Source organism: Actinotalea ferrariae, assembly GCF_019733465.1.
GTDB lineage: Bacteria > Actinomycetota > Actinomycetes > Actinomycetales > Cellulomonadaceae > Actinotalea > Actinotalea ferrariae_A.
Genome location: NZ_JACVQL010000171.1, coordinates 1 through 25,714, shown reverse-complemented (window position 1 = coordinate 25,714; position 25,714 = coordinate 1). Strand labels below are relative to the sequence as shown.

23 protein-coding genes are annotated in these 25,714 nt (G+C 73.3%); 2 read left to right on the top strand and 21 right to left on the bottom strand.

The features are described 5' to 3' along the window. Both ICW40_RS13770 and ICW40_RS13765 read right to left on the bottom strand, forming a co-directional pair. Positions 1-1,268 (bottom strand): pyridoxal phosphate-dependent decarboxylase family protein (locus ICW40_RS13770; protein ID WP_221654587.1); only part of this gene is annotated, 1,268 nt, incomplete at its 3' end. Further along, the gene (locus tag ICW40_RS13765; RefSeq protein WP_221654586.1) at positions 1,268-2,635 is read right to left on the bottom strand and encodes an MFS transporter; all 1,368 of its coding nucleotides are present in this window, start codon (positions 2,633-2,635) and stop codon (positions 1,268-1,270) included. The genes ICW40_RS13765 and ICW40_RS13770, both read right to left, overlap by 1 nt. 125 nt (positions 2,636-2,760) lie before the next feature. Between ICW40_RS13765 and ICW40_RS13760 the strand changes: the two genes are divergently transcribed. Further along, the gene (locus ICW40_RS13760) at positions 2,761-5,028 is read left to right on the top strand and encodes a putative bifunctional diguanylate cyclase/phosphodiesterase (protein ID WP_221654585.1); all 2,268 of its coding nucleotides are present in this window, start codon (positions 2,761-2,763) and stop codon (positions 5,026-5,028) included. 25 nt (positions 5,029-5,053) lie between these two features. Here the strand turns inward: ICW40_RS13760 and nusB are convergent, their stop codons facing one another. The 4 genes from nusB to ICW40_RS13740 all read right to left on the bottom strand — a co-directional run bounded on the left by nusB (position 5,054) and on the right by ICW40_RS13740 (position 7,433). Next, positions 5,054-5,470 carry a transcription antitermination factor NusB gene (gene nusB, locus ICW40_RS13755; RefSeq protein WP_221654584.1) on the bottom strand — a complete coding sequence of 139 codons (417 nt, stop codon included), beginning with the start codon at positions 5,468-5,470 and terminating at the stop codon, positions 5,054-5,056. Position 5,471: 1 nt separating this feature from the next. After that, positions 5,472-6,035, bottom strand: coding sequence for an elongation factor P (gene efp / locus ICW40_RS13750; RefSeq protein WP_221654583.1), 564 nt, complete (start codon positions 6,033-6,035; stop codon positions 5,472-5,474). 227 nt (positions 6,036-6,262) lie between these two features. Beyond that, positions 6,263-6,754 (bottom strand): hypothetical protein, encoded by a 492-nt coding sequence (locus ICW40_RS13745; protein ID WP_308121801.1) that lies wholly within the window; start codon positions 6,752-6,754, stop codon positions 6,263-6,265. Between the two features lie 52 nt (positions 6,755-6,806). Then, positions 6,807-7,433, bottom strand: a complete 627-nt coding sequence (locus tag ICW40_RS13740; RefSeq protein WP_221654582.1) for a SatD family protein — start codon at positions 7,431-7,433, stop codon at positions 6,807-6,809. Positions 7,434-7,537: 104 nt separating this feature from the next. On the opposite strand from ICW40_RS13740, the gene ICW40_RS13735 reads away from it, so the two are divergent. Beyond that, the gene (locus tag ICW40_RS13735; protein ID WP_221654581.1) at positions 7,538-9,448 is read left to right on the top strand and encodes a DUF6541 family protein; all 1,911 of its coding nucleotides are present in this window, start codon (positions 7,538-7,540) and stop codon (positions 9,446-9,448) included. Here the strand turns inward: ICW40_RS13735 and ICW40_RS13730 are convergent. The 15 genes from ICW40_RS13730 to ICW40_RS13660 form a co-directional block, all read right to left on the bottom strand. Then, positions 9,432-10,610: a glycosyltransferase 87 family protein gene (locus tag ICW40_RS13730; RefSeq protein WP_221654580.1), complete on the bottom strand. Its 1,179-nt coding sequence runs from the start codon at positions 10,608-10,610 to the stop codon at positions 9,432-9,434. The genes ICW40_RS13735 and ICW40_RS13730 overlap by 17 nt on opposite strands. A gap of 78 nt (positions 10,611-10,688) precedes the next feature. Further along, a complete protein-coding gene (aroQ, locus tag ICW40_RS13725) occupies positions 10,689-11,135 on the bottom strand; it encodes a type II 3-dehydroquinate dehydratase (protein WP_221654579.1) in 447 nt (148 codons plus the stop codon). Positions 11,136-11,158: 23 nt separating this feature from the next. Continuing rightward, a complete protein-coding gene (aroB, locus tag ICW40_RS13720; RefSeq protein WP_221654578.1) occupies positions 11,159-12,316 on the bottom strand; it encodes a 3-dehydroquinate synthase in 1,158 nt (385 codons plus the stop codon). Next, on the bottom strand, positions 12,309-12,917 hold the full coding sequence (locus tag ICW40_RS13715) for a shikimate kinase (protein WP_221654577.1): 609 nt from the start codon (positions 12,915-12,917) through the stop codon (positions 12,309-12,311). The genes aroB and ICW40_RS13715 overlap by 8 nt, the downstream gene beginning before the upstream one ends. Beyond that, on the bottom strand, positions 12,914-14,134 hold the full coding sequence (gene aroC, locus ICW40_RS13710) for a chorismate synthase (RefSeq protein WP_221654576.1): 1,221 nt from the start codon (positions 14,132-14,134) through the stop codon (positions 12,914-12,916). The genes ICW40_RS13715 and aroC overlap by 4 nt, the downstream gene beginning before the upstream one ends. A 90-nt stretch (positions 14,135-14,224) precedes the next feature. Continuing rightward, positions 14,225-15,061 (bottom strand): type 4a pilus biogenesis protein PilO, encoded by an 837-nt coding sequence (pilO, locus tag ICW40_RS13705; RefSeq protein ID WP_221654575.1) that lies wholly within the window; start codon positions 15,059-15,061, stop codon positions 14,225-14,227. Then, entirely contained in the window at positions 15,061-15,771 is a 711-nt protein-coding gene (locus tag ICW40_RS13700; protein WP_221654574.1) for a PilN domain-containing protein, read from the bottom strand. The genes pilO and ICW40_RS13700 overlap by 1 nt, the downstream gene beginning before the upstream one ends. Continuing rightward, a complete protein-coding gene (pilM, locus tag ICW40_RS13695; RefSeq protein ID WP_308121800.1) occupies positions 15,768-16,808 on the bottom strand; it encodes a type IV pilus assembly protein PilM in 1,041 nt (346 codons plus the stop codon). Before pilM ends, ICW40_RS13700 begins: the two co-directional genes overlap by 4 nt. Before the next feature lie 115 nt (positions 16,809-16,923). Further along, the gene (locus tag ICW40_RS13690) at positions 16,924-17,715 is read right to left on the bottom strand and encodes a prepilin peptidase (RefSeq protein ID WP_221654573.1); all 792 of its coding nucleotides are present in this window, start codon (positions 17,713-17,715) and stop codon (positions 16,924-16,926) included. Then, complete coding sequence (locus tag ICW40_RS13685; RefSeq protein ID WP_260459205.1) at positions 17,712-19,685, bottom strand: hypothetical protein; 1,974 nt, start codon at positions 19,683-19,685, stop codon at positions 17,712-17,714. The genes ICW40_RS13690 and ICW40_RS13685 overlap by 4 nt, the downstream gene beginning before the upstream one ends. After that, entirely contained in the window at positions 19,682-20,437 is a 756-nt protein-coding gene (locus ICW40_RS13680) for a PilW family protein (protein WP_221654572.1), read from the bottom strand. Before ICW40_RS13680 ends, ICW40_RS13685 begins: the two co-directional genes overlap by 4 nt. Beyond that, complete coding sequence (locus ICW40_RS13675) at positions 20,434-22,404, bottom strand: type II secretion system protein (RefSeq protein WP_221654571.1); 1,971 nt, start codon at positions 22,402-22,404, stop codon at positions 20,434-20,436. The genes ICW40_RS13680 and ICW40_RS13675 overlap by 4 nt, the downstream gene beginning before the upstream one ends. 127 nt (positions 22,405-22,531) lie before the next feature. Beyond that, the gene (locus ICW40_RS21105; protein WP_260459204.1) at positions 22,532-22,978 is read right to left on the bottom strand and encodes a type II secretion system protein; all 447 of its coding nucleotides are present in this window, start codon (positions 22,976-22,978) and stop codon (positions 22,532-22,534) included. Between the two features lie 255 nt (positions 22,979-23,233). Continuing rightward, on the bottom strand, positions 23,234-24,469 hold the full coding sequence (locus tag ICW40_RS13665) for a type II secretion system F family protein (RefSeq protein ID WP_221654570.1): 1,236 nt from the start codon (positions 24,467-24,469) through the stop codon (positions 23,234-23,236). Then, the coding region (locus ICW40_RS13660; RefSeq protein ID WP_260459203.1) for a type IV pilus twitching motility protein PilT at positions 24,469-25,714 on the bottom strand (1,246 nt) is incomplete at its 5' end. The genes ICW40_RS13660 and ICW40_RS13665, both read right to left, overlap by 1 nt.

The window sequence follows — 25,714 nt, the reverse complement described above, 5'->3', positions numbered from 1 at the left end:
CCCCGCACGTCGTCGGCGGCGGCCGCGGCGTCGCGCACGAGCGTTCCCGCGACGCCGGCCGTCACCGCCGTGAGCGTCAGGTGGGCCGTGCGGGGCAGCCGCGTCCCGTCCGGCTGCGTCATGCCGGGCTGGCACTGCGCGAGCCAGCCGCGGGCGCGGAGCGCGTCGACCCAGCGGAACGGGTCGACCTGCCGCTGCGCGGGCTCGTCGTCGTCGCACGCGACCGCGAGCACGGGGCCCGTCGGCGCGCCGACGACGCGCAGGCCGACCGTCGCCTCGATCCCGCCGCGGACGGCGACCGTCGCGTCGTGCGCGGCGCGCGTCAGGCCGGCGTACCCGTCCACGCCGAGCGCGCGCGTGACGGCCCACGCCGCGGCGAGCGGACCGGCCGCGCGTGACCCGAGCATCGTCGCGTTGACGACGGGGTACCCGGGCCAGCCCTTCGTCGCGAAGTACTGGTGGTGCAGGCGCTCACGACCGCGGTGCAGCAGGACGGACGCGCCCTTGGGCGTGTAGCCGAACTTGTGCAGGTCCGCGGACAGGGACGTGACGCCCGGCACCGAGAGGTCCCACGCAGGGAGGTCGCCCGGCCACCACGGCAGCACCCAGCCGCCGAAGCACGCGTCGACGTGGCAGGCGACGCCGAGCGCTGCCGCACCCGCGGCGACCTCGGCGACGGGGTCGAGCGCGCCGAACGGGTAGGCGGGCGCCGAGACGACGACGAGCGCGGTCGCGTCCGCGTCCTCGCCGACGGCGTCGAGCACGGTCCGCGCCCGCACGGCGCCGGACGCGACGTCGACCGGCACCTCGACGAGCGCGAGCCCCAGGTAGTGCGCGGCCTTGCGGAAGGCCGGGTGCGCCGTCGTCGGCAGCACGAGCCGCGGCACGACGTCGCCGCGCTCCGGCCGGGCCGCGCGCCAGGCGTCGCGCGCCGCCTTGACGGCGAGCAGGCACGACTCGGTGCCGCCCGACGTGACCGAGCCGACGACGTCCGGGTCCCCGTGCAGCACCTCGCGCGCGAGCGCGACGAGGTCGCGCTCGAGGCGCGCCACCGAGCGGAACGTCGTGGGGTCCAGCCCGTTGACGGGCTGGAACAGCCGCGCCGCCTCGGCGGCCAGCTCGTCGAGGTCGGCGCGCCCGGGGTCGTAGACGTAGGAGAGCACGCGCCCGCCGTGCGTCGGCGGATCGGCATCGCGCAGCGCGCGCAGGGTCGCGAGGGCGTCGGCTGCCGCCGTGGACGACGTCGTGGGTGCGGGCGAGCCGTCCATCAGACCTCCTCGGGCACGGCGGTGGCGTCGACGGTCGCACGCGTGAGCGGGTACGCGCGCAGCGTGGTCAGGCTCGCGGCGACGAGCACCGCGGGCAGCAGCGAGAAGGAGAGCACCACGCCGGCGATCGCCGACGCGGGCTGCTCCGCGACGGCGCCGCCCTGCCGCGAGACGAAGCCCGTCACCGCGAGCACGAGCAGCAGCAGGGTCGGCCCGAGCGCCAGCCCCGCCGTCTCCCCGGCGGTCCACACCCCGCTGAGGACGCCCGCCCGGTCGGTCCCGCGGTCGCGGGCGTCCGTCGCGGCGACGTCCGGCAGCATCGCGAGGGGGTAGACCTGCAGGCCGGCGTAGGCGACGCCCGCGCATGCGACGGGCACGTAGACCCAGACGCCGGGCGCCCAGAGCATCGGCACCAGGGCGAGGGCCGCCGCGGCGAACAGCAGGGTCGCGGCCCGGTAGGCGCGGTGCTTGCCGATCCGGTCGGCGAGGCGCCGCGCGAGCGGCATGACGAGCACGGCGGGCGCGACGAGCGCCGCGAACAGCACGGCCACGGCGGACTCGGAGCCGAGCACGTACGTCGCGACGTACTGGGCGCCGGCGAGCATCGCCCCGATCGCCAGCGCCTGCAGCACGAACGTGGCGAGCAGCGCGCGCAGCGCCGGCACCTCGCGCAGCGCGCCGACGCCCCGGGTGAGCGCGTCACCGCGACGGACCGACCGGCGGGCCGGTGGGTCCGCCGACGGACCGGGCGCCGCGCCGTCGTGGGCCCTGGGCGCGTCCGACCACGCGGCGAGCAGCCCGAGCCCGATGAGCACGGCGCTGCCGGCGGCCATCACGAGGTACCCCGTGCGCCCGCCACCCGCCGCGTCGCGCAGCAGCGGTCCGCCCGCACCGAAGACCAGGATCGCGACGGCGAGCACGGCGATGCGGGGCGCCACGAGGCGCGTGCGCGCGGCGTACGTCGTCGCCATCTCGGCGGGCAGGGCGATGTACGGCACCTGGAACAGGCTGAAGGCGGTCGTCGCGACGACGAAGGCCAGCGTGACCCAGAGCGCCGCCGCGGCGCCCGTGAGCGCCGCGGGCACCGCGAAGAGGGCCACGAACGCGAGCGGCAGGCCGAGCGCGCCCGCGAGGAGGAAGGGCCGGCGCGTCGCCGTGCGGGCGTACCGGGCGTCGGAGCGTGCCCCGATGAACGGGTCGACGACGACGTCCCAGACCTTGGGGACCGTGACGACGAGGCTCGCGAGACCGGCCGCGACGCCGAGCTCGTCCGTGAGGTAGTACGCCAGCACGAGCCCGGGCAGCGTGCCGAACCCGCCGGTCCCCACCGAGCCCAGGGCGTACCCGATCCCGCGCCGTCGCGTCACGCGGCGATCCTGCCAGCCCGTCCGGCGCAGCGGGACGGAGGCGAGCCGCGTTTCACCCGCGATTCCCCTCAACTCACCGGTGCGTCGCGCTCAAGGCTGGAACGTGTCACTCCGATACTCCCCATGTGTCCGGATCTGCACCGTCGTGGTCGGTCGTCATCCAGTGCGTCGTCGCGGGCGTCGTCGTGGGGCTGTGCGCGCTGCACGCCAGCGGCTGGCGCGGCGGCCTGCGCCGCACCGAGGCCTTCTGGACCGTGGCGTGGGCCCTCGCCCTCGCCGCGGTCAGCCTCGTCAACGGCCTGCTCGCCGTGGCCCCCGTGGTCGCGCAGGACGGCCTGCTCATGCTGCGGTACGCGCTGGTCGCGACCGCGATCGTGCTGAGCATGCCCGCCGTGCGCGTCTACAGCGGCGGTGACCTCGACGTCCGGCCCATCGCCGCGATGTGCGCCTGGTACGCGGCCGGCGCGGTCCTCTGGGCGACCACGGACCTGCTCTTCACCCACCGCTGGGTCGACGGCCTGCCGGTGTACGGGCCGCTGTGGACCGCAGCCCTGCTCGTCCCGCTCGTCGTCGTCGCCGTCACGGTGCACAAGGCCGTGCGCGGGCACCGGGTCGACGCGGTCGGCGGCGTCATGACGATCGGCGGCACCGTCTCGGCCGTGCTCCTCATCGCCTCCGCCGTGCCGCCGCCGAGCGTCGCGACCGAGCTCCTCGCGGGCATGTGGGTCGTGCCGCTCATCGCCGGCCTCCTCGTCGTCGCGGCTGCGCGCATCGCCGCCGTCCGCGGCGACGCCGCGCGCCGGGCGAGCATGCGGGACGTGCTGAGCGCCGTGACCAACGACGCCTGGCTCCTGCGCGACCCCGAGCGGACGCTCGGGAAGGCCGTGGCCGAGGCCCGCCGCCTGCTGGGCGACGAGACCATCGAGGGCACGATCCGCCCGCTGTCGCGCGACAGGTTCGTCACCGAGCTGTTCTCGGGGGCCGGGCGACCCGCCGACCCGGTCGACGCCGCGTTCCTCCGCGACCTCGCCCGCGTCGTCTCGAGCGCCGCCGAGCGGCACGCCCTCACCCGGCGGCTCGAGCGCGCCGCCTTCACGGACTCGCTCACCGGGCTGCACAACCGGCACGCGCTCGACCGGCACCTGAGCGACCTGCTCGAGAAGGCCAACGTCGAGCGCTCGCGGGTCGCCGTGCTCTTCTGCGACCTCGACGGCTTCAAGCAGGCCAACGACCGCCACGGCCACGAGTGGGGCGACGACCTGCTCGTGCACACCGCGCGCCACCTCGCGGCCGTGCTGGGCGACGGCGTGTTCGCGGCGCGGCAGGGCGGCGACGAGTTCGTCGCGGTGCTCGAGCGCGCCCCGGGTGACGCCGAGCTGCGCGCGCTCGCACGGCGCGTCCGCGACGAGTTCGAGGCGCCCGGCGACGACGTCGTGCGGACGTCCGTCACCGTCGGCGTCGCGCTGTGGCAGCCCGGTGACGTGGTGGACCCGGCCGCGCTGCTCCGCGAGGCCGACCTGGCGATGCTCGAGGGCAAGCAGTCGCACGCCGGCGTGGTCCTCTTCGACAGCCGGCTGCGTGCGCGGGTCTCCGCCCGCGCGACGGCGCGGCACGAGCTCGAGGCCGGCATCCGGGACGGCGAGATCGTCGCGCACTTCCAGCCCCTGACCGACGCCCTCACGCTCGAGGTCGTGGGGGTCGAGGTCCTCGCGCGCTGGCGCCGCAACGGCCGGCTGCGGCGTCCGGGCGAGTGGCTGCCGCTCGCCGAGGAGACGGGTCTCGTGGTCGAGATCGGGCGGCAGATGTTCGTCGCCGCCCGCGCGGGCATGGAGCGCTTCGACCTGCCGGTCGCCGTGAACGTCGCCGCCCGCCAGCTCGACGACGCCGACTTCGTGCGCGACGTCGAGCGCTCCTGGGGCACCGACCGCTGGGACATGCTCACGATCGAGGTCACCGAGAGCGCGCTGCTCTACGACGCCGCCCACGTGCGCTCCTCGCTCGCGACGCTCGCCGAGCGCGGGGCGAAGATCGCGCTCGACGACTTCGGCACCGGCTACAACTCGCTGTCGCGCCTCGGCGAGCTGCCGATCCAGGTGCTCAAGATCGACCGGACCTTCGTGCACGACATCGCGACCACCGAGGGCGCTGCCGTCCTGCGCGCGATCCTCGCGCTGGCCGAGGCGCACGGGCTCGAGGTCGTCGCCGAGGGCGTCGAGCGTGCCGCCGAGCTGACCGCGCTCATCGACATGGGTGTGCCTGTCGTCCAGGGGCACATGCTCGGGCGGCCGTCCGCGCGGGTCCCGGTGCGGGGCCGCCGGCCGCTGTCGGTGGCACGCCGGCCCGATGCGCGTGCCGACCTCTACGACATGGTGCCGATCGGCGGCACCGCCTGAGGGCTGCCGCCCGACCGCTGTCGGCTCAGGCGGACAGCGTCGGCTTGAGGTCGACGATCCGGCCCAGCAGCCCGTTGACGAACGTCGGCGACTCGTCGGTCGAGAGACCGCGCGCGAGCTCGACCGCCTCGTCCACCGCCACGGCGTCGGGCACGTCGTCGTTGTAGAGGATCTCCCACGCGCCGAGGCGCAGGATCGCGCGGTCGACGGCGGGCATGCGCTCGATCGTCCAGCCGTGCGAGTACGTCGCGATGAGCTCGTCGATCCGGTCGAGCTGACCCAGCACGCCCTCGACGAGGTCGACGGAGTACTGCGGGAGCGCCGTCTCGTGCCCCGGCTGGGCCAGGCGGGCCGTGAGCACCTCGAGGGGCGGCAGCCCGCGCTGGTCGGCCTCGAAGAGGACGTCCAGCGCGCGCTTGCGGGCCTTGCTGCGTGCGGCCAAGTCAGTCGTTCACACGGCCGAGGTAGGACCCGTCGCGGGTGTCCACCTTGACGCGCGTGCCCTGCTCGAGGAACAGCGGGACCTGGATCTCGGCGCCCGTCTCGAGGGTCGCCGGCTTGGTGCCGCCCGTGGAGCGGTCGCCCTGGAGGCCCGGCTCGGTGTAGGTGATCTCGAGGACGACCGACGGCGGCAGCTCGACGTACAGCGGGCTGCCGTCGTGCGTCGCGACCATGGCCTGCGCGCTCTCGAGGAGGTAGTTGGCCGCGTCGCCCACGGTGGCCTCGGGCACGTTGAGCTGGTCGTAGCTCGAGGTGTCCATGAAGACGTAGTCGGTGCCGTCCTTGTAGAGGAACTGCATGTCGCGCTTGTCGACGTTGGCGGTCTCGACCTTGGTGCCCGCGTTGAACGTCTTGTCGACGACCTTGCCCGAGAGGACGTTCTTCAGCTTGGTGCGCACGAAGGCACCACCCTTGCCGGGCTTCACGTGCTGGAACTCGACAACGGACCACAGCTGGCCGTCGAGGTTGAGGACGGTGCCGTTCTTGAGGTCGTTCGTGGTGGCCACAGCGGATCTTCCTGTCGGGTCGGTCGGGGCACGCGGGCTGTCCGACGGGTCACGCCCGTGCGGCGAGCCGCAGCCGGGTGAGCCGCGGGAGCGCCTCGTCGCCGTCCGCCCCGGTGGAGGACCGCCGCGGCGGTCGACCCGCCCGGGGGCGAGGCGCCGGACAGTCTACCGTCGGCGGGCGCGGCCGGCGCACGTCACGGCCGACGGGCGCGGCTCACCCGGCGGGGTCAGAGCTCCAGGACCTGGCGCATGGCGACGCCCACGAGGACGGCCCACAGCATCGACGCGAACGTGCCGATGACGAAGCGCTCGGACGTGCTCGGGTGCTCGCGGATCTCCGGGTAGCGCCCGAGGCCCTTGACCGCGATGACGAACGCGATGCCCGCCGGGTAGCCCGCCACGAGCGACCCCGTGATGGCGAGACGCTCGAGGATGCCGATCCAGGTGCCGCCCCTCAGGCCCGCGTCGTCGTCCGGACCGCTCACGGTGGCGTCCGGCGCGGTGGCGTCCGGCGCTGCGGCGCCCGGATCGGCGCCACCGCCCGAGGCGCCGGCGCCGGGGGACGTCGCGAGCGCCGTGCCGTCGGGTGCGGTCCCCGCCGGGCCGGAGTCCGGCGACTTCGCCGCCAGCCGCAGGACGCCCGCGGTGAGCGGCCACCCCCCGACCGCGCTGAGCACGAGCCCGGCCAGCCCCACGAGGACCGTCAACCAGGTCTCCACCACGCGCTCCCCCGTCCGGTCGGTACGGCCGCGACAGTACCGCCCACCACCGTCACGACCCTGCGGCCTCGGCGGATACCAGGAGGCGGCCCGCCGCGGTGCGGGCCGCGAGCTCCTCGGACCACAGAGCGGTGCGGAGGCGCTGGCTGACCGCCTGCTGCGTGATGCCGAGCCGGGCGGCGACGTCGTCCTGGGTCGCGCCGGGCTGCGACCGGACGGCATCGACCGCGGCCCAGCCCGCCGGTGTCCGTCGGGCGAGGACGGCGCCGAGCAGCGTGAGCACCGCCTCGGCGTCCGCCGCGCCGTCCCGCCCCTGGCCGCGCACGGCGATCGGCACGGCGCGCATCCGGCTCTTCGCCGCCTCGACGGCCTCACGCGCGAGCACGAACGCCGGCCCCTGTGCCGCGCGGACGGAGGCGGGCATGGGCTCGTCGACCGCCCCGGCCCCGATGCCGACGCTCCACCCGCCGATGCGCAGCACCCGCAGCGCGACCTCGACGACCGCATCCGCGTCCGAGAACGCCGCCTGCACCTCGTCGCCCACGGTGCGCTCGAAGCCGCGGGTCGCCGCGCCTCCCCCGCCGCCGACGACGTCGGGGTCGACGAGGTCGGCGAGCAGGCCCTCGACCCTGTCCCCCACGCGTCGGCTGCCGATCTGGTCGACGGTCACCACGAACATGCACAAAGCTTAGCACTTGTTCGGAGCGCGACAAGCCTGGATCCTTGTCGCGACCCCTCAAGTCCCTCTCACGACGTGCCGACGAACCCCACGTGGAATGGGTCGTGGCGGCAGGCACCAGCGCCCTCGTGGTGGCGATGTTCTGGCTGCCCGGGGTCCTCGTCCTGCGCTGCGCCGGCGCCCGTGGCCTCGTGCTGGTCGCCGCCGCGCCCCTGGCCACGTTGGGCACCGCCGGGATCGGCGCGGTCGTGGCGCACCTCCTCGGCATCCCCTGGGGCCGTCCGGCCGCGGTCCTCGCCGTCGCGCTGGCTGCAGCGGGGGCACTCGTCCTGCGGCTGCCCCGGCGTCCGGGCGGCGATCGGTCGACCGCTCGCGCTCCGCACCACGGACCATCCCGCGCTCTCGCCGCCGCCGTGATCAGCGGCACCGCGCTCCAGGTGGTCCCGGTCGCGTGGGGTATGGGCCGCCCCGGCCGGCTCCTCGACGCGTACGACGTCGTGGTGCACATGAACACCGTGCGCCACGTCCAGGAGTCCGGCACCGGCTCGTCCCTCGTCCTGACCGACGCGGGCGAGGCCGGCCGGACGCTGGGCTTCTACCCCGCCGCATGGCACGACCTGACGGCGCTCGTGCCCGTCTGGCCGGACGTCCCGACGGTGTTCAACGCTGCCGTCGTGCTGCCCGTGGCGCTGGCCTGGACGGCCGGCGTCGCGCTGCTGACGCGCGTCGTCCTGCCCCAGCGGCCGCGGGCCGCCGTCTGGGCGGCCCTCCTCTCGGCGGCCGGTCTCGCGCTGCCGCTCACGCTCACCGGGCAGGAGGCGGGTCTCGTCCCGAACGCGACGGGGCTGAGCCTCCTTCCCGCCGCGGTCGCGGTCGTCGCGACCCGGGCTCCGCTCGGGCCGCGATGGTTCCTCACGTCGGCGCTCGTCGGCCTCAGCCTCGCGCTCGTCCACCCGAACGCCGCGCTCGCCGCGCTCCTCGTGCTCCTGCCGTGGTTCGGGGCGCGGGCCGTCCGTGCGGTGGCCGCAGCACGGGGACGGACGCGCCTCGTCATGATCACGGGGCTCGCCCTCGGTGCCGCCACGATGGCCGTCGCGCTGGTGATCGTCGCGCAGAGCGAGCCGATGGACCGCGTCCGGGCGTTCCACGGCGACAGCCCTCACCTGTGGAGCACGACGGTCGTCGCGCTGCTCTCGGGGAAGATGGGCACCGCCCCCGGCGGCGGGGGCGCCCTCGTCGTCCTCGCCGCGCTGGTGGGTGCCGTCCTCGTGCGACGGCTGCGGGAGGCGCGCTGGCTCGTCGTGTCGGCAGCGCTCGTCGCGCTGTTCTTCGTCGGTGGACGCTCGGGGATCCCTGTTCTGGCGGACCTCGACGTCCCCTGGTACGGCGAGACCAAGCGTCTCGCACCCGTGCTCGCCGCGGTGCTCGTCCCCCTGGCCGCGCTGGCCGTCGACGCCGTGGGTTCCTGGCTCGTGGCCAGCGGACGGCTGCGCACGCAGCTCGCGCCCCGTCGCGCGGCGCTGCTCGTCGGTGCCCTCCTGGTCGTGCCCGGCCTCGTCAGCGGCGCGCTCGACACCGCGTCGGCCGCGCGCGGCGACTACGGGGCCGGCGGGCGGGACGGGCGTGAGGTGCCGACCTTCGCGTCCGACGACGAGCTGGCCATGCTGCACCGGCTGGACGGGCGGCTCGACGCCGGTGCGGTGCTCGGGTCGCCGCACTCGGGTGCGGCGCACCTGTACGCGCTCCACGGCACCGCCGTCACGGTGCGCAGCCCGCTCTCGCTCGTCCCGTCGGCGGTACAGGACGTCGAGCGTCGACTTCCGCAGCTGGGCCGCGACGCCGGCCTGTGCGCGGACCTCGAGCGGCTCGGGATCGGCTACCTCTACGTCGACCCGGTGGTGTTCCGGCACGAGCGGTCGGAGCTCCCGCTCCTCGTGGCTGCCCCGCCAGAGGGCGTGCGGGTCGTCGACACCGGCGGCACGGCCGCGGTGTACGAGATCACCGCGTGCGGCTGACCGTCCGGCGCTCGAGCAGCACGACGCCGACCGGGACCGCGACGAGGACCAGGGTGCTGATGACCCCGTTGACCATCGCGGGCAGGAAGTACGGCACGAGCACGACCGCCGGTGTCAGCAGCGTGAGCACGAGCCGTGAGCGGCTGCTCACGGGCGCCGAGGTCCACAGCCACAGGAGCACGACGACGATCAGCGGACCGGAGTAGTACGTGAGCCGGAGCGGGTCGAGCAGGAGCCGGACGGAGACGACGACGACGACCGCGGCGAGCGGCGTCGAGCGCCGGTGCAGCGCGACGGCCGAACCGGCGAGGCCTGCGGCCAGCCCCTGGACCACCCGCGCGACCCAGCCCGACGCGGGCACCCACGACCCGAGCAGGGCCAACGTCGACCCGGCCGAGACGCCCCAGCGGAACTCGAACGTGTTCACCTCGCCGAGCAGGAAGAACGGCACGTAGCACGCGAGCACGACGAGGGCTGCGGCCGCGCACCGGGCGACGACATCGGGCAGGCGGCGGCCGAGCAGGAGGAGCGGCGCACCGAGGACACCCCAGAGCTTGACGCCGGCGGCGACCCCGACGAGCACGCCCGGCAGCACACGCCGCCCGGCCGCAGCCAGGAGAGCCGCCTCCACGAGCACCAGCCCGACGAGGATCTCCTCCGGGTGGCCGTTCCCGACCGCCTCGGCGAGCGGCCCGCCGAGGACCACCGGCAGCCCCACGGCCCACGGGACTGCCGCGCCGCGGCGGCCGGCGACGCCGGCCGCGCGAGCCGCGCGCCGCGCCGTGCCGACGGCGAGCCAGGTGAGGAGGCCGCACTGCACGGCGGCGACCGTGAAGAGCACGGGCAGGCCCAGGGCGCCCACGACCCAGGTGAGGCAGCCGAGGAAGAGCAGGTACAGGGGCCCCACCTGGAGCCCTGGCTCGACGAAGACCTGCCAGAAGTCGGGTCCGAGCATCGACAGCCCTGCGCGCCTGAACCACGCCGCGTCACCACCGGGGATGTTGGCCCCGAGCAGCCCTGGCACGACGACGGCGAGCGTGACGAGCACCGCCGTCGGGTGCCGCCAGGTCCAGCGCAGCGCACGCGCGAGCGCGGGACGGCGCGCGTCGAGCGCGGCCATCTCCCGGGAGACCCAGTCGAGCTCCTGCAGTGCCTGGCTCACGTGTTCCTCTCGTCGACCGCCGCCCCTGACTGCCGCCCCTGACCTATCGGCGCGCGCACGTGCGAGGTTGAGGCCTGGTCAGCGCCGGGTGCGCTGGGCGACGGCCGTGAGGGCCAGCCGGTAGGAGTCGAAGCCGAACCCTGCCACGGTGCCCGTGGCGACGCCGCCGACGACGCTCGTGTGCCGGAACTCCTCGCGTGCGTACGGGTTGGACAGGTGCACCTCGACGAGCACGAGGCCGGCCTTGGTGACCTGGGCGGCGGCGTCCCGCAGGGCGTAGGAGTAGTGCGTGAAGGCGGCCGGGTTGAGCACGACGTGCGCCCCGGTGTCGACGGCCTCGTGCAGCCAGCCGACGAGGGTCGCCTCGTCGTCCGTCTGCCGGACCTCGACCTCGAGGCCGTCCTGGGCCCCCCACGCGCCCGCCTGCTCGACGAGGTCGGCGAGCGTGGCCGAGCCGTACACCTCGGGCTCGCGCACGCCGAGCCGGCCGAGGTTGGGACCGTTGAGGACCAGCACGCGCGTCATGGCCGCAAGGCTAGGGGATCGCGTCAGAGCGAGATGGCCGTGCCCGACGGCGCCTCGCGGCTCACCTCGGCGTACGCCGCGGCGAGCAGCGCGGGGTCGGGCCCCTCGAGCCGCGACGGCCTGCCGATGCCCTCAAGCACGACGAACCGCAGCAGGTCGCCGCGCGACTTCTTGTCCCGCCGCATGGCGGTCAGGAGCCGCTCCCACCGGTCGCCGCGGTACGTCGTCGGCAGCCCGAGCGACTCGAGCACCGTCCGGTGCCGGTCGGCGACCGCGTCGTCGAGGCGCCCGGCGAGGCGTGCGAGCTCGGCGGCGAACACCATGCCCACGGAGACGGCCGCACCGTGCCGCCACGCGAAGCGCTCGACCTGCTCGATCGCGTGGCCGAGCGTGTGACCGTAGTTGAGGATCTCGCGCAGGTCGGCCTCGCGGAGGTCCTCGCCGACCACGCGCGCCTTGACGGCGACGGACCGCTCGACCAGCTCGCGCAGCGTCGCCCGGCCTGCGTCGGTCATGACCGCCGCCGTCAGGGCGGCCGGGTCCTGCTCGACGAGCTCGAGGATGCGCTCGTCGGCGATGAAGCCCGTCTTGACGACCTCGGCCAGCCCGGCCGTCCGGTCGTGGACCGGCAGCGACTCGAGCGCGGCGAGGTCGCACAGCACGCCGGCCGGCGGGTGGAACGCGCCGACGAGGTTCTTGCCCTCGGCCGTGTTGATGCCCGTCTTGCCGCCCACGGCGGCGTCCACCATGGCGAGCAGCGTCGTGGGCACCTGCACCACGCGGATGCCGCGCAGCCACGTCGCCGCGACGAACCCGGCGAGGTCGGTCGTCGATCCCCCACCCAGGCCGACGATCGCGTCGGTGCGCGTGAAGTCGGCCTGGCCGAGCACGCCCCAGAGGAACGCGGCGACCTGCGCCGACTTCGCCTCCTCCGCCTCGGGCACCTCGGCGAGGAACACCTCGAAGCCTTGGGCCCGCAGGTCCTCCTGCACCGCCTCGGCCGACGCCGTGAGCGCACCCGGGTGGATGACGAGGACCCGTCGGACGCGCTCCCCGAGCAGGCCCGGGAGCTGGTCGAGCAGGTGCTGCCCGATGACCACGTCGTAGGGCCGCTCCCCCGCCACGGTGATGCGGGTCGGCGCCGTCGGCGTGGCCGGTGCTTCGGGTTCGGTCTCAGGCATCGTCGTCCTCCCTGGCCGGCACGCCGGCGTCGGCGCCCTCGGCCGGCGCCGCGCCCGTCAGGGCCTCATGGATCTGGTCGGCCACCTGAACGGGTCGCAGGCCGTCGGTCAGCACGCGCATCGTGGCGACCCGCTGGTAGACCGGCCGCCGCGCCTCCATGAGCGCCTGCCACTGCGCGCGGGGGTTCCCCAGGAGCAGCGGCCGCGCCGTCGCGAAGCCGACGCGCGGCGCGGCGTGCGAGAGCGTGACGTCGAGGAACACCACGGCGCCGCCCGCGTCGCGGTACAGGCCGAGGGCCTCCTCGGTCACCGCGTCCAGCACGGCCCCGCCCCCGAGCGCGAGCACGCCGTCGTGCTCCGTGAGGGCCGTCAGCACGGCGGCGCGCTCGAGCGCCCGGAAGTGCGGCTCGCCCTCGTCGAAGAAGATCTCGGAGATCGCCTTGCCGGCCGTGCGCTCGACGTCCTCGTCGGTGTCCCGCGACGTCGTCCCGAGACGCACCGCGAGCTGGCGCGCGACGGTCGTCTTGCCCGACCCGGGCGGCCCGACGAGGACGGCCCACGGGCCGCGCGACCGCTGCGGCCCGGTGCTCGCGCCGCTCACCGCTGCAGCTCGGGGATCGCGTCGACGTACGCGGCGTGGTTGCGCGCCACCTCGGCCACGCTGTCCCCGCCGAACTTCTCGAGCACGGCGTCGGCCAGGACGAGCGCGACCATCGCCTCCGCGACGACGGCGGCCGGCGGCACGGCGCAGACGTCCGAGCGCTGGTGGATCGCGCGGGCCGTCTCCCCCGTGGCTACGTCGACGGTGTCGAGGGCGCGCGGCACGGTCGAGATCGGCTTCATGGCCGCGCGCACGCGCAGCACCTCGCCGTTGGTCATGCCGCCCTCGAGCCCGCCCGCCCGGTTGGTGCGGCGTCGGATGCGCCCCGTGCCCGGGTCGCGCTCGATCTCGTCGTGCGCCGCCGAGCCACGCCGGGCCGCCGTGCGGAAGCCGTCGCCGATCTCGGCGCCCTTGATCGCCTGGATGCCGAGGAGCGCGGCCGCGAGGCGCGCGTCGAGGCGGCGGTCCCAGTGCGTGTAGCTGCCCAGGCCCGTGGGCACGTCGTACGCGAGCACCTCGACGACGCCGCCCAGGGTGTCCCCCGCCTTGTGGCAGTCGTCGATCTCCTCGACCATCTCGGCCGACGCCTGCGCGTGGAAGCAGCGCACCGGGTCCGCGTCGAGCGCCGCGACGTCGTCGGGCGTGGGCAGGACGGCGTCGTCGGGCACGCCCACCGGGCCGATCTGGACGACGTGCGACACGAGGCGCACGCCGACGGCCTGCTCGAGGAACCGGGCGGCCACGGCGCCGAGCGCCACGCGGGTGGCCGTCTCGCGTGCGGACGCGCGCTCGAGGACGGGCCGCGCGTCCTCGAAGCCGTACTTGCGCATGCCGACGAGGTCGGCGTGGCCCGGGCGCGGACGTGTGAGCGGGCGGTTCCGGGCGATCTCCCGGACGTCGCCCGTACCGGCGTCGACCTGCAGCCGCTCGGGCGGCACGGGGTCCGCGGCCATGACGTCGACCCACTTGGGCCACTCGGTGTTGGCGATCTCGATGGTCAGGGGGCCGCCCTGGGTCACGCCGTGACGCAGCCCCGCGAGGATGCGCAACTCGTCCTGCTCGAAGGACATGCGCGCGCCTCGCCCGTAGCCGAGCCGCCGTCGCGCGAGAGCCGCCTGAACGTCGGCAGAGGTCACCTCCACCCCGGCGGGGAGACCCTCGAGGATCCCCACGAGCGCAGGGCCGTGCGACTCACCCGAGGTCAACCAGCGCAGCATGCCCCGATCCTTCCACGGGCCCGGACGCACCTCGGCCCGCGTCCGGGCAGCGGACGCGGGCCGAGGGGGCAGGCCGTGACGGGTCGGACGTCAGCCCAGCGGGGCGAACGGGTTCGGCTGACCGGCCGGGACCGGCAGCGGCGGCACCTCGGTGAGCTCCTCCGTCGGCACCTGAGTGGGGTCGAGCAGGACGAACGCGTAGAGCGTGACGTGCATCTCGACGTCGCCGGCCGAGGTGGCCGGACGCGTCTCGGACGCGGCCTCCTCCTTCTGCGACGTCATCTGCACGTCGCTGACGAGCAGCAGCCGGCTGTCGAGCGCCTGCAGCCGGTCGACGAAGGCGAGCGCGGCGTCGTAGGTGCCCATGACCGAGACGTCGATGGGCATCGCGTAGAAGCCCGAGACCACCGGCGCGGCCGGAGCCACGCTCGGGTCGACGACACCCGCCGCGGGGTCCGTCGGCGCCGGCGTGGCGCCGTCGGTGGCCGGGGCCGAACCGTCGGTCACCGTCTCGGGCGCCACCGGGGCGCCCGTGGCCGGGTCGACGACGACGGCCGGGTCGGCCACGACGGGCGGCACGACCTCGGTCGCGTTCTGCGGCGTCACCGTGAGGACCGCCGCGACGCCGGTCTCCGCAGCGAGCGTCTGGATCCGTCGGACGAGCTCCGAGTGGCCGGGCTCCGTCGGGATCTGGACGCGCAACGCCGAGAGCTCCGTCCGGAACTGCTCGATGTTCTCGAAGTCGGCCTTCAGCCCGGCGAGCTGGATCTCGAGCTGCTCGGCGCGAGCCTCCTCGCCGACCGTCTGCTCGTTCTTGAGCGCCGCGGACTCGAGCCGCGGCGCGATCGCCAGGAGGTAGGCGCCGGCGAGGATGAGCAGCGCGAGGAACGCGGTGCCGAGGACCCAGGGGGCGGACTTGGAGGCCATCACTCGCTCGTCTCAGGTGCGTGACGGTCCGCGAACGCGTCCTGCGTCACGTGGACCGTCGTGGTGATCGTGTAGTAGACGACGCCCTCGGCGCTCGTGAGCTCCGCGGTGGTGTAGCTGGCGTCGACGAAGCCCGGCACGCGCTCGAGCGCGTCCATCCAGGCGCTGAGGTCGGGCAGCGTGAGCGCCTGACCCGTGAAGCTGATCGCCCCGACCGAGGCCTCGTCGAGCGGGCCCTGCGTGACCGCGCTGCCCATGATCGGGCTCGGCATCTCGGTGTCCAGGTCCTGGATCGTGACGCCGGCCGGGGTTACGGCCTGAATCGCGCGCACGTAGGCGGGCCAGAGCACCTCGGTCGAGGTGCCCAGCAGCCGGGCACTCTCCACGGCCGTGATCGCGCTCTTGACCTGCGGCACCTCGGCGTACTGCGCCTGCTCCTGCTGGAGCCGCTGCACCTCGCTCTGCGCGAAGGCGAGGTCGTCCGTCGCCTGCTTGTCGGTGAAGGCCGCGTAGACGAACCCGAGCGCCGCGACGAGCAGCGTCACGAGGAGTGCGACGACGAGCCGCACCTTGAGCCGGCCGACGGCGCGACGCGAGCGCACCTCGGGCGGCAGCAGGTTGACCTGGGCCATCGGGAACGCGCCGAGCCCGGCGACGTCGACGCGACCGTCGGGGGCCGCCTCGAGGACGGCGCCCTTCGCGGGGCTCATGCGGCCACCGCCAGCGCGAGGCCGAGCGGGACGGCGAGGGACTGCTGCATGCCGGGCCTTCCGTCGAAGGACGCGCTGCCCGACACCGTGACGGACGACAGCACGTCGCCCATCGCGACCGGCAGACGGCTCGCGCTGGACAGGTACTGGCCGAGCCCGCTGAGGCTGGCAGCACCGCCCGTGAGGACGATGCCGTCGATGGACTGGCCGGGGTTGGTGCTCGCGTAGTACACGAGGGTGTTGCGGATGGACTCCACGAGCCCCTGCGTCACGTGGTTGACGACCTCGGCGGCCTTGCGGAGCTCGGGCGCGACGCCGTAGCCGACACCCACCTGCCGCTTGATCGCCTCGGCCTCGGGGTTGGGGATGCTCAGCTCGGCCGCGATCGCGTCCGTGAGGTGCTGACCGCCCGCCGGGAGCGTCCGGACCAGCACGGGGTTGCCGTGCCGGGCGACGACCACGTTGGTGATCCGGGCGCCGATGTCGACGAGCGCGACGATGCGGTTGCGCAGGTCGCCCGTCATGTGGGCACGGACGAGGGCGAAGGCGTTGAGGTCGACGACGAGCGGCCGGAGGCCGGCCGACTCCACGGCGGCGACGTTGGCCTGCACCGTGTCTCGCGTCGCGGCCACCAGGAGGCCCTGCACCGAGCGCCCGGACTCGCCGTTGTACTCGGCGGTCGGGTAGAAGTCGAGGAGCGCGTCCTCGACGGCCACGGGCAGGTTGTCCTGGACCTGGTACGGCAGCGACGCCCGCAGCTGCGCCATCGGCAGCCACGGGAGGTCGAGGTTGCGGACCAGCACCCGCTGGTTGCCGACGCCGATGACGACGTCCTTGTGGGAGAACTTGGTCTGGAGCCACATCCGGCGCAGGGCGTCGACCACGGGACCGGGGTCGGTCACCTCGCCGTCCTGCACGGCTCCGAGCGGCAGGGGGGCCTCCGCGCACCGCAGCACCGTGGGCGTGCGCCCCTGCTGCACCTCGACCGCGCGGACGTACGTCGTCCCCAGGTCGAGCCCGATCACTGTTGTCGCCACAGCGGGCACTCCTTCTCGTCGCCGACTGGCGGAGCTGTCACGTTCCTATCGGGCAGCACCCGAGGTGGCTTGAGGTTTGTCGCGGCCGAACTTCAGGCCGGGCCCTGTGCGCTCGTCAGACGAGCAGGTCGAGGTAGGCGCGCCACAGCGGCTCGCCCACGGCGACGCCGAGGGCGGCGCCGGCGATCATCCACGGCCCGAACGGGATGCGGCTGCCCTTCCCGGCACGTCCGGCGAGCACGAGCACGACGGCGTAGACGCCGCCCACGAGGAAGGCACCGAACGCGCCGACGGCGAGGGTCCCCCAGCCGCACCACGCGAGCGCCGCCCCGAGCAGGCCGGCGAGCTTGACGTCGCCGAAGCCCATCCCGCCGGGCTTGACGACGACGAGCAGGAAGTACAGCGCGTAGAGCCCGACGCCGCCGATGACGGCCCGCAGGCCGGCCGACCAGTCGTCGCCCGCCCAGCAGGCGACGGCGAGCAGCACCGCCAGCACCGGGTAGCTCGGCAGGACGATCGCGTTGGGCAGCCGGTGGACGTCGAGGTCGATCGCTGCCAGGGCGACACCGATCGCGGCGAGGTACGCGAAGGCCGGCAGTGCGCCCGGGGCGTCCTCGAGCACCAGGAACCGCAGCCCGACGCCCACGAACGCTGCGGCGGTCACGAGCTCGACGACCAGGTACCGCACCGAGATGGGCTCGCCGCAGTCCCGGCACCGGCCCCGCAGCACGAGCCACGACAGCACCGGCACGTTGTCCCGCGGCCGCACCGGCTTCCCGCACGCGGGGCACGCGCTCGCCGGCCGCACCACCGAGAGCCCTGCGGGCACGCGGTGGATCACGACGTTGAGGAACGAGCCGACGGCGAGGCCGAGGACGCCGAGCAGGGCGAGGAGGACTGCCGTCACGTCTTCAGTGTCGCGGGCGTGTTGATCTCCCCGCTGTACCGCAACGCCCACTGGGCCGTGATCCAGCGCGGGAAGTACGGCGGCGGCGCGAGCATGAGCCGCCGGTCGTACTGGTAGAGCTTGTCGTAGCCCGAGGTCGTCGTCGTGTAGCCGTTCGAGGAGTACTGGGCGACGATGCCGCGCCAGCGCTGCGCGATGGAACCGTAGACGTTGAGCGTCCCGCGGTCCGCCGAGTCGTCGTACTTCTGGACGTAGAACGAGTGCTGGAGCGTCTGGATCGACGCGGCGATCTGGAGCCCGTTCGTCGGGTTCAGCGCGTTCGTGTGCGGGTCGGGGTAGCGGGTCGGCCAGCCGGAGTAGGTCGACGTCGAGCCCGGGCAGTACCGCCACGTCGTGCCGGTCTGGGCGCACGAGGCACCGACCCGCTGCGGCGTGAACGTCGCCTTGCGCGGGTTCATGACCTCGACCGAGTTGGTCGCGACGAGGCCGAGGATGTCGCCGCCGTCCCGACCGCCCGCGAGCACGAGATCACCAGTGACGATGATCGACTGCGCGGACGCGAGCGTCACGCGACCCTTGAGGGTGCCCTCGGCGTAGAGGTTGCCCTCGGCGCAGTAGCGCGTCGGCTCGGCCATGTTGGTGTCGGCCTCGAAGCTCGGGCTCGTGCCGGTCACCGTCGTGGGCGCGGTGTTGAGCGTGCCGAGCGGCAGGGTACGGCCCGTCGGCCCGCCCAGCTGCCCCTGCGTGCACATGCGACGCGGCACGGTTCCCGGGGCGGCGGCGACGTAGATCACCATGCCCGACGGCACGTTGACGAGCGCACCGGCACCGTCGAGGTCCGCCAGCGAGCCGCACGACGTGGGCGCCGGCAGCCCGCCGCCGGCCTTCGCGATCGGCGCGGTCCCGCCGTTCGACGCCGTCTTGTTCCAGACCCGCATCTTGCCGGTGTCCTCGAAGATGATCCGCGTGGACCCGAAGTAGTGGCACCCGGGGTGGTTCGCGAAGGCGGCCGAGGTGTCCTCGAGGTCGAGCTTCTGCCCGTCCGCGGGCGGCGTCGGCTGGTTGTTGTTGAAGTTCGCCGTGCTGTTCGCGTTCTCGCCGAGGTTGATGTCCCAGCCCTGGCGCAGGCAGTTGCGCCAGGTGCTCGTCGCCGCCGTCACGCTCGTGCAGCCCGGGTTGAGCGACGTGAAGCCGGCCTCGAACGTCGCGCCCTTGCTCCAGATCGCGTCGTTGCTGTAGACCGCCCCGTCAAGGGTGTCGGCGGCGCCGAACTGGATCTCGACGCAGCCCCTGCCGTTGCGGCCGCTGTAGTAGTAGCTCGCGGCCTGGTAGCCGTCCTTGCCGCACTCGACCTTGGTCGCCCCGCCGTTGGGGTTCGACGAGGTCGGCTTGTAGGCCTGGACGTTGGTCGGGTCCGCCGACTCGAAGTCCGTGTAGTAGACGTAGTCGGTCGACCCGCCCTTGGCGATCGTCGCCTCGATGGTGCGGTACTCGCCGGCCACCCGACCCGTCGACGTGAGCGTCACCACGCCCTCGGAGATCGCCTTGGTCGAGTCGACCTTGTAGTGGAAATGCGCGGTCGCGGGATCGGTGCTCCCGGGGACGACGGGCAGCCACCCCGCCGGGGTGGACGCGTTCCAGCCGCACGTGTTGGCGACCGTCGTCGGGCCCTTCATCGCGGCGTTGGTGCAGTCGAGCGAGTCAGCGTAGGCGTCGAACCGGTTGAGCCGGCTGATGTAGTCGTCGATCCCCGCCTGCGCTGCAGCCATCGCGCCCGTGTAGTCCTGCGAGTAGCGCGCGAACTTCTGGCTCTGCATGGTGGCCGCGAGAGCCGCCATCGCGAGCATCGCGAGGACGAGCATCGAGCCGACGACGAGGACGAGCGCCATGCCCGACTCGTCGTCGCGCTGGCGGCGCGCGAGGGCGCGCAGCACGCCCGTGTGCCGGGGGGAGGTCGGGGAGGTGCTCATGGTGTCGTCTGGTCCTTCCGGATCACGACCTCGGTGTTGGGGAGCATGACGCGCTGGACGTAGGTGGTCGGGTCGGCCCGGTGGGTGCCGGGCGTCTGCACCTGGATCGAGAACTCGACCGCGACGACGTCCTTCATCGCGGCCCCCGTGAGCGTGCCGCCCGAGGCGGCCGGGTTGAGCGGCGTCGGGTCGTTCTTCTTGTAGAACCGGAAGATCGGCTGCCCGGGCACCGTGAGCACGCCCCGGGCGAGGACACGGCTCGAGTAGCGCTCCTTGCACTCGACGGTCGCGCTCGGCGCGGTCGCATTGCAGTAGGCGTATGCACCGCCGACCGGAGAGCTCTGGTCGGGCTTCTGAACGGTCTCGATCAGCTGCCCCGCCTGCGCCCCGGCGGTTGGCACGGTGTACGTCACCTTGCTCGGCCCGACGCTGTTGCTCGCGTTGTTGAGGTTCGCGAAGAAGCTGATCGAGTAGTCGGTGCCGGAGAGGAAGGCCTCTTGGCAGGTCGGGCCCGTGCACGACGTGGCGATCTGCAGCGGCCGCACCGCGGTCCGGATCGACTTGCTCATGACCTCGGCCGAGAACCTCCCGTCGTCGATCTGCTGCTGACGCAGCACGTTCTCCGCGTTGCTGCGCTGGAAGCCGATCGTGAGCGACATCGTCGCGATGACGACGAGCGACGTGATGAGCATGGTCACGAGCAGCTCGGTGAGCGAGAGGCCGGCGTCGTCCCGGCTGAGGCGGGCGTTCACGGTCCCACCGGCGCGGTCGCACCGAAGGGCAGGGTGACCGGCCGGGACCCGACGATCACCGTGCCTGCTGAGGTGCACTTGTTCCCACCGCCCGACGAGCGCGTGTCCCACCGGAAGACGTACCAGGTGCCGCCGCTGAGCGACCCGGAGTACGTCCCGTTGTCGCCCGAGGACGACGACGGGCTGGCGCCGAACGAGATGTACGGCCGGTTGACGCTCGACTGGTTGCAGCTGACGTTGGAGTCGGTCGAGGCGATCACGGTCGGCCAGTACCGTGCGACGAAACACCCCCAGGCGTGGCAGCCCAGGCTCGGCACGCCGGTCACCGTCACGGGCTGCGGCGTCGCCGCCGGCCACGCCAACGTCGCCGGGGCGGAGCCGTACGGGACGCTGAACGGGTACCGGACGCCCGGTGTGCTGAGGCATGCGCCGGTCGACGGCCCGTCCGTGACGTAGACGTAGTAGGTGCCCGCGGCAAGCGGCACGGCTCCCCCGGCTCGGACCACGTCGTTGATGTTCTGGACCGACGGCGCCGCGACACCCGACGGGCACGCGCCGCCGGTGGGCGCCGTCGGGACCTTCGACGCCTCGACCGCCCACACCACGCCCGTGGCCGGGAGGTTGGACAAACTAAGGCTCGACGTCCCCCAGACGACCGGGCCGTTCGCGCCCTGGTCGAGCGTCACCGCGGACGGGCCGGGTGAGCAGCCGAAGAGCGGACCGCCCTCGGCGTAGAAGTCCCACTCCGCGGGGGCGAGCGTCACCGCCGCGGGGTTGTCCAGGCGCCGCGCGCCCGGCTGGCCGCAGGCGGCGCCCGTCCCGGTCTTGCTGACCCAGACGGCCGCGGTGCCCGCGGGGAGGTTGGTGACCGACGTCGTCGCGAGCTCGAACTCGACGGTGAGGTCGATTGTGCCCCCGGGCGTCAGCTTCTGCGTCAGGTAGCCCGCCGCCGGCGCGGTGGAGCCGACGAAGGCGCCGTAGTTGGTGGGCCAGAGCCCCGGGAACTCCTGGACGAGCGAGCTGCTCGAGTCCAGGTCGCGCGTCACGGCACCCGTGGTGCCCGAGGACTCCGACGCGAGGAGCGTGATCTGGCCGCCGTCGAGGTCGGCCGGCGAGATCGGAGCGCCGCCCGGGCCGGTGATGGTGACGCGCACCGTGCCCGACCGGTCGTAGGTGAACTTCGCGCCGTTGTTGAGCACGCCCGGCTTCACGAGACCGGTGACCTTCGACGGGTTCGAGTTGTTCGCGATGTCGACGTGGTCGGAGTCGCTCAGCGAGACGGTGTACTCGGTGCCGGCCGCCGCAGGGGCGACCTGGATGACGGCGCACCCGGACGCGTCGGTGAGACCCGACCGGATGTCGGACCCGTTGGCGACCCGAACGGCGCGGCCGGGGTTCGGCGCTCCGGTCGAGTCCTTGACCGTCACGGCGACGAAGCCAGCCGTGGTCGGGATGCCGGTGCCCTTCTGCGGGGCCAGCACGGTCGACGACGTGACGGGCTTGATCGTGCCCATGTTGGGCCACGTCACGGTGACGGTGATGGTCAGCGTGGGGTGCGCGACGAGGGAGCCGCCCTCGCACGCCGACTGCCCGGTGCCGGTGATGTTCCACGCAGCGGACCGCACGACGGTGTAGGGCTTGCCGTCGACGACCAGGGGTTGCCCCGTGGTGCCACCGGGGAGCTTGTGGGGGTTCGTCACGACGCCTGCGGCCGCAAGCGCGAGCGGCGCGGTGCTGCTGCTGACGAACTCCTCGCGCACCATGTCGATCTCGCGGGCCGCGAGGTTGGCGGCGGCGACTCGCGCGCGGTTGCCGACCTGGGCGGACTGCGCCTGAACCACGATGCCGAGCACCGCGGACGCGAGGATGCCCAGCAGGACGGCGGCGATCACGACCTCGATGAGGGTGACACCGGCATCGTCGCCACGGCGGAGCCGTTGGCGAGCGCGGCTGTACTGGAGCTCCATCGAGGGCCTCTCGCGGCGAAGGGTGGGAGCGAGCGGAGCGCGCCGCGCCGAGGGCGACGGCGGCTGACAGCCGGTGGGGCGGGGGCCCGCAGCCCCCGCCCCACCGTCATGCATGTGATTCGTCGGATCAGCAGGTGGTGCCGAGGCCGTTCTTGGCCGAGTAGGTCACCTGGCTGTTCGTGCCGCCCGTGTAGGGCAGCGTGACGCACCACGTCGTCGAGCTCTGGGCCGGGGTGCCGAAGGTGATCGTCGGCGTGCCCATGTTGTCGGACTGCTTGCCCGCGTCGTTGCTGTTGACCTGGTAGCGCTTCGGGTCGGCGGTGGTGCCCGCACCGACGAGCGTCACGGTCGCCGCGACGTCCGCCTTGGCGTCGACGTAGAAGGTGGCGACCTCCTTGCCGATGGTCGACACGTCGGCGCGCGCCGCGGTGTCCACGGCCTTCTTGCGCTGGTTGAGGAACACCGGGATCGCGATGGCCGCGAGGATGCCGATGATGATCATGACGACGAGGAGCTCGATCAGGGTGAAGCCCTGGTCCTTCTCCTCGATGGACTTGCGGATGCGCGCGATCATTGTGCGCTCTCCTTCGGTTTCAGGCGGAATGCCGGATGAATTCCGGCGGGTCGGTGGTGCTGCACCCTTTCCATCGGCACCAGACCGGGTGACTTGAGGTGTGATCTGAGCCACCCGGGGACATTCACCCGCTCGGGTGCATGGGTGTCCGAATTGCACAGGAATGCACCGCGTAGCGGCCTTGCACGCGCGAGAGGCGCCGGCGTCAGGGACGCCGGCGCCTCGCGCGCCACGGGTGGGCGGGCTGTCGCCCCGCTACTGGATGAGGTCGAAGATCGAGAAGATCGGCATGTACAGGGCGATGATCATGCCGCCCACGATCGTCCCGAGCACGGCGATCATCAGGGGCTCGATGAGCGACGTGAGCTGTTCGGTCGTCGCCTCGACCTCCTGGTCGTAGAACTCGGAGATCTTGTGCAGCATCTCGTCGAGCGCCCCCGTGTCCTCGCCGACCGCGATCATCTGGACGACCATGGGCGGGAACACGGGGTGGTCCTGGAGCGGACCGGACAGTGACTGCCCACTGCGCACGGAGTCGCGGATCGCCTTGGCAGCGTTCTCGACAACCATGTTGCCACTCGTCTCGCCGACGATGTCGAGCGCCTGGAGAATGGGCACGCCGGCATGGATCATCGTGCCGAAGTTCCGGGTGAAGCGGGACACGGCGACCTTGCGGAACAGGTTCCCGAAGATGGGCATCTTGAGCCGCCACGGGTCGACCCGGCGCCGCACCTCGGCATCGTTCTTGTGCTTGCCCCACCACACGCCGAAGATGATCCCGACGACGAGGAGCACGGGCGCGAGCCACTTCATGAGGTCCGAGAGGAACACCAGGACCTTGGTCGGCGCGGGCAGCTCGCCGCCGAGGTTCTCGAACATGCCGGCGAACACGGGGACGATGAAGAGCAGCATCCCGATGGTCGCGACGATGGCCATGACGAACACCACGACGGGATACGTCATCGCCGACTTGATCTTTGCCCGCAGCTTGACCTCGGACTCGTAGTTCTCCGCGACCGAGACGAGCACCTGGTCGAGGAACCCGCCGACCTCGCCGGCCTTGATCATGTTGATCATCAGCGGCGGGAAGATCTCCGCATGCTTGCCCAGCGCGACCGACAGCGCGACGCCTGCCTCGACGTCGTTGCGCACGAGCACGAGGACCTTGGCGAGCGGCTTGCTCTCCGTCTGGTTCGCAAGGATGCTCAGCGCGCGGAGCAGGCTCAGCCCCGAGTTGATCATCGTGGCCATCTGCCGCGACATGACGGCGAGGTCCTTCATCCCGACCCGGTCGCTCAGGCCGGGGATCGAGATCTCCTTGTTGAGCCCGCCGACGGCCACCTCCTGGATGGAGATGGGTGCCGTGCCCATGGTGCGCAGACGGCTCGCGACCGCGGCCTGGTTCTGCGCCTCGATGCGGCCCTTGACGATCTTGCCGTCCTTGTTGCGGACGGCGTACTCGAAGGTGCGCGTAGCGGTCGTGGTCGCCATCAGTAGCCTCCCTGGCCCGCCATGGACACGGCGTTGTCGGCGTTCGGGTTGCTCATCGAGCCGGCGCCCTGCGCCATCCTCGACGTGCGCCCGACGAGCCGGTTGAAGTCCTCGATGTTCTGGCACTTCTCGAGGCCCACCTCGTAGGTGATGCGGCTCGACTTGACCAGCTCCGCGAGGTGCTGGTCCATCGTGTGCATGCCGTGCGAGGCGCCGGCCTGCATCGACGAGTAGATCTGGTGCGTCTTGCCCTCGCGGATGAGGTTCCGGATCGCCGGGGTGGCGAGCATGACCTCGGTCGCGACGACCCGGCCGCGGCCGTTCGCCTTCTTGCACAGCGTCTGCGACACCACGCCCTGGAGCGCGCTCGCGAGCTGGGTCCGGATCTGGTCCTGCTGGAACGCGGGGAACACGTCGATGATGCGGTCGATCGTCTGCGCGGCGTCCTGCGTGTGCAGCGTGCCGAAGACGAGGTGGCCCGTCTCGGCCGCGGTGAGCGCGACCGAGATGGTCTCGAGGTCACGGAGCTCGCCGACGAGGATGATGTCCGGGTCCTGACGCAGCACGTGCTTGAGCGCGTTCGCGAAGGACAGGGTGTCCGCCCCGACCTCGCGCTGGTTGATGAGCGACTTCTTGTGGCGGTGGAGGAACTCGATCGGGTCCTCGACCGTCATGATGTGGTCGTTCCGGGTGCGGTTCGCGAGGTCGATGATCGACGCGAGCGTCGTCGACTTGCCGGACCCGGTCGGGCCCGTCACGAGGACGAGGCCGCGCGGCAGGCCGGCGAAGTTCGCGACGACCGCCGGGACGCCGAGGTCCTCGAGCGGCTTGATCTCGTAGGGGATCATGCGGAACGCCGCACCGACGGAGTCGCGCTGGCGGTACATGTTGACGCGGAACCGCGAGACGCCGCGCACGGCGTAAGCGAAGTCCAGCTCGAGGTTCTCCTCGAACTTCTCGCGCTGCTTCTGCGTGATGACGGCGTACAGCGTCCGCTGGAGCGACTCGCCGTACATCGTCGGGAAGCCCTCGAGCGCGCGCAGGCCGCCGTCGAGGCGGATCATCGGCGGCGCGCCCGTGGTGAGGTGCAGGTCGGACGCACCGAGCTCGATCATGGCGCGCAGCGCGGCGTCGAGGTCGACGTCGCCCTCGGCGGCGCCCTGCGCCATGCCGATCCGCGCCGACGCGGAGGCCGGAGCGGCGCTCGCACGCGCCGCAGCGCGCGTGCCCGCCGCGGGTGTCGCC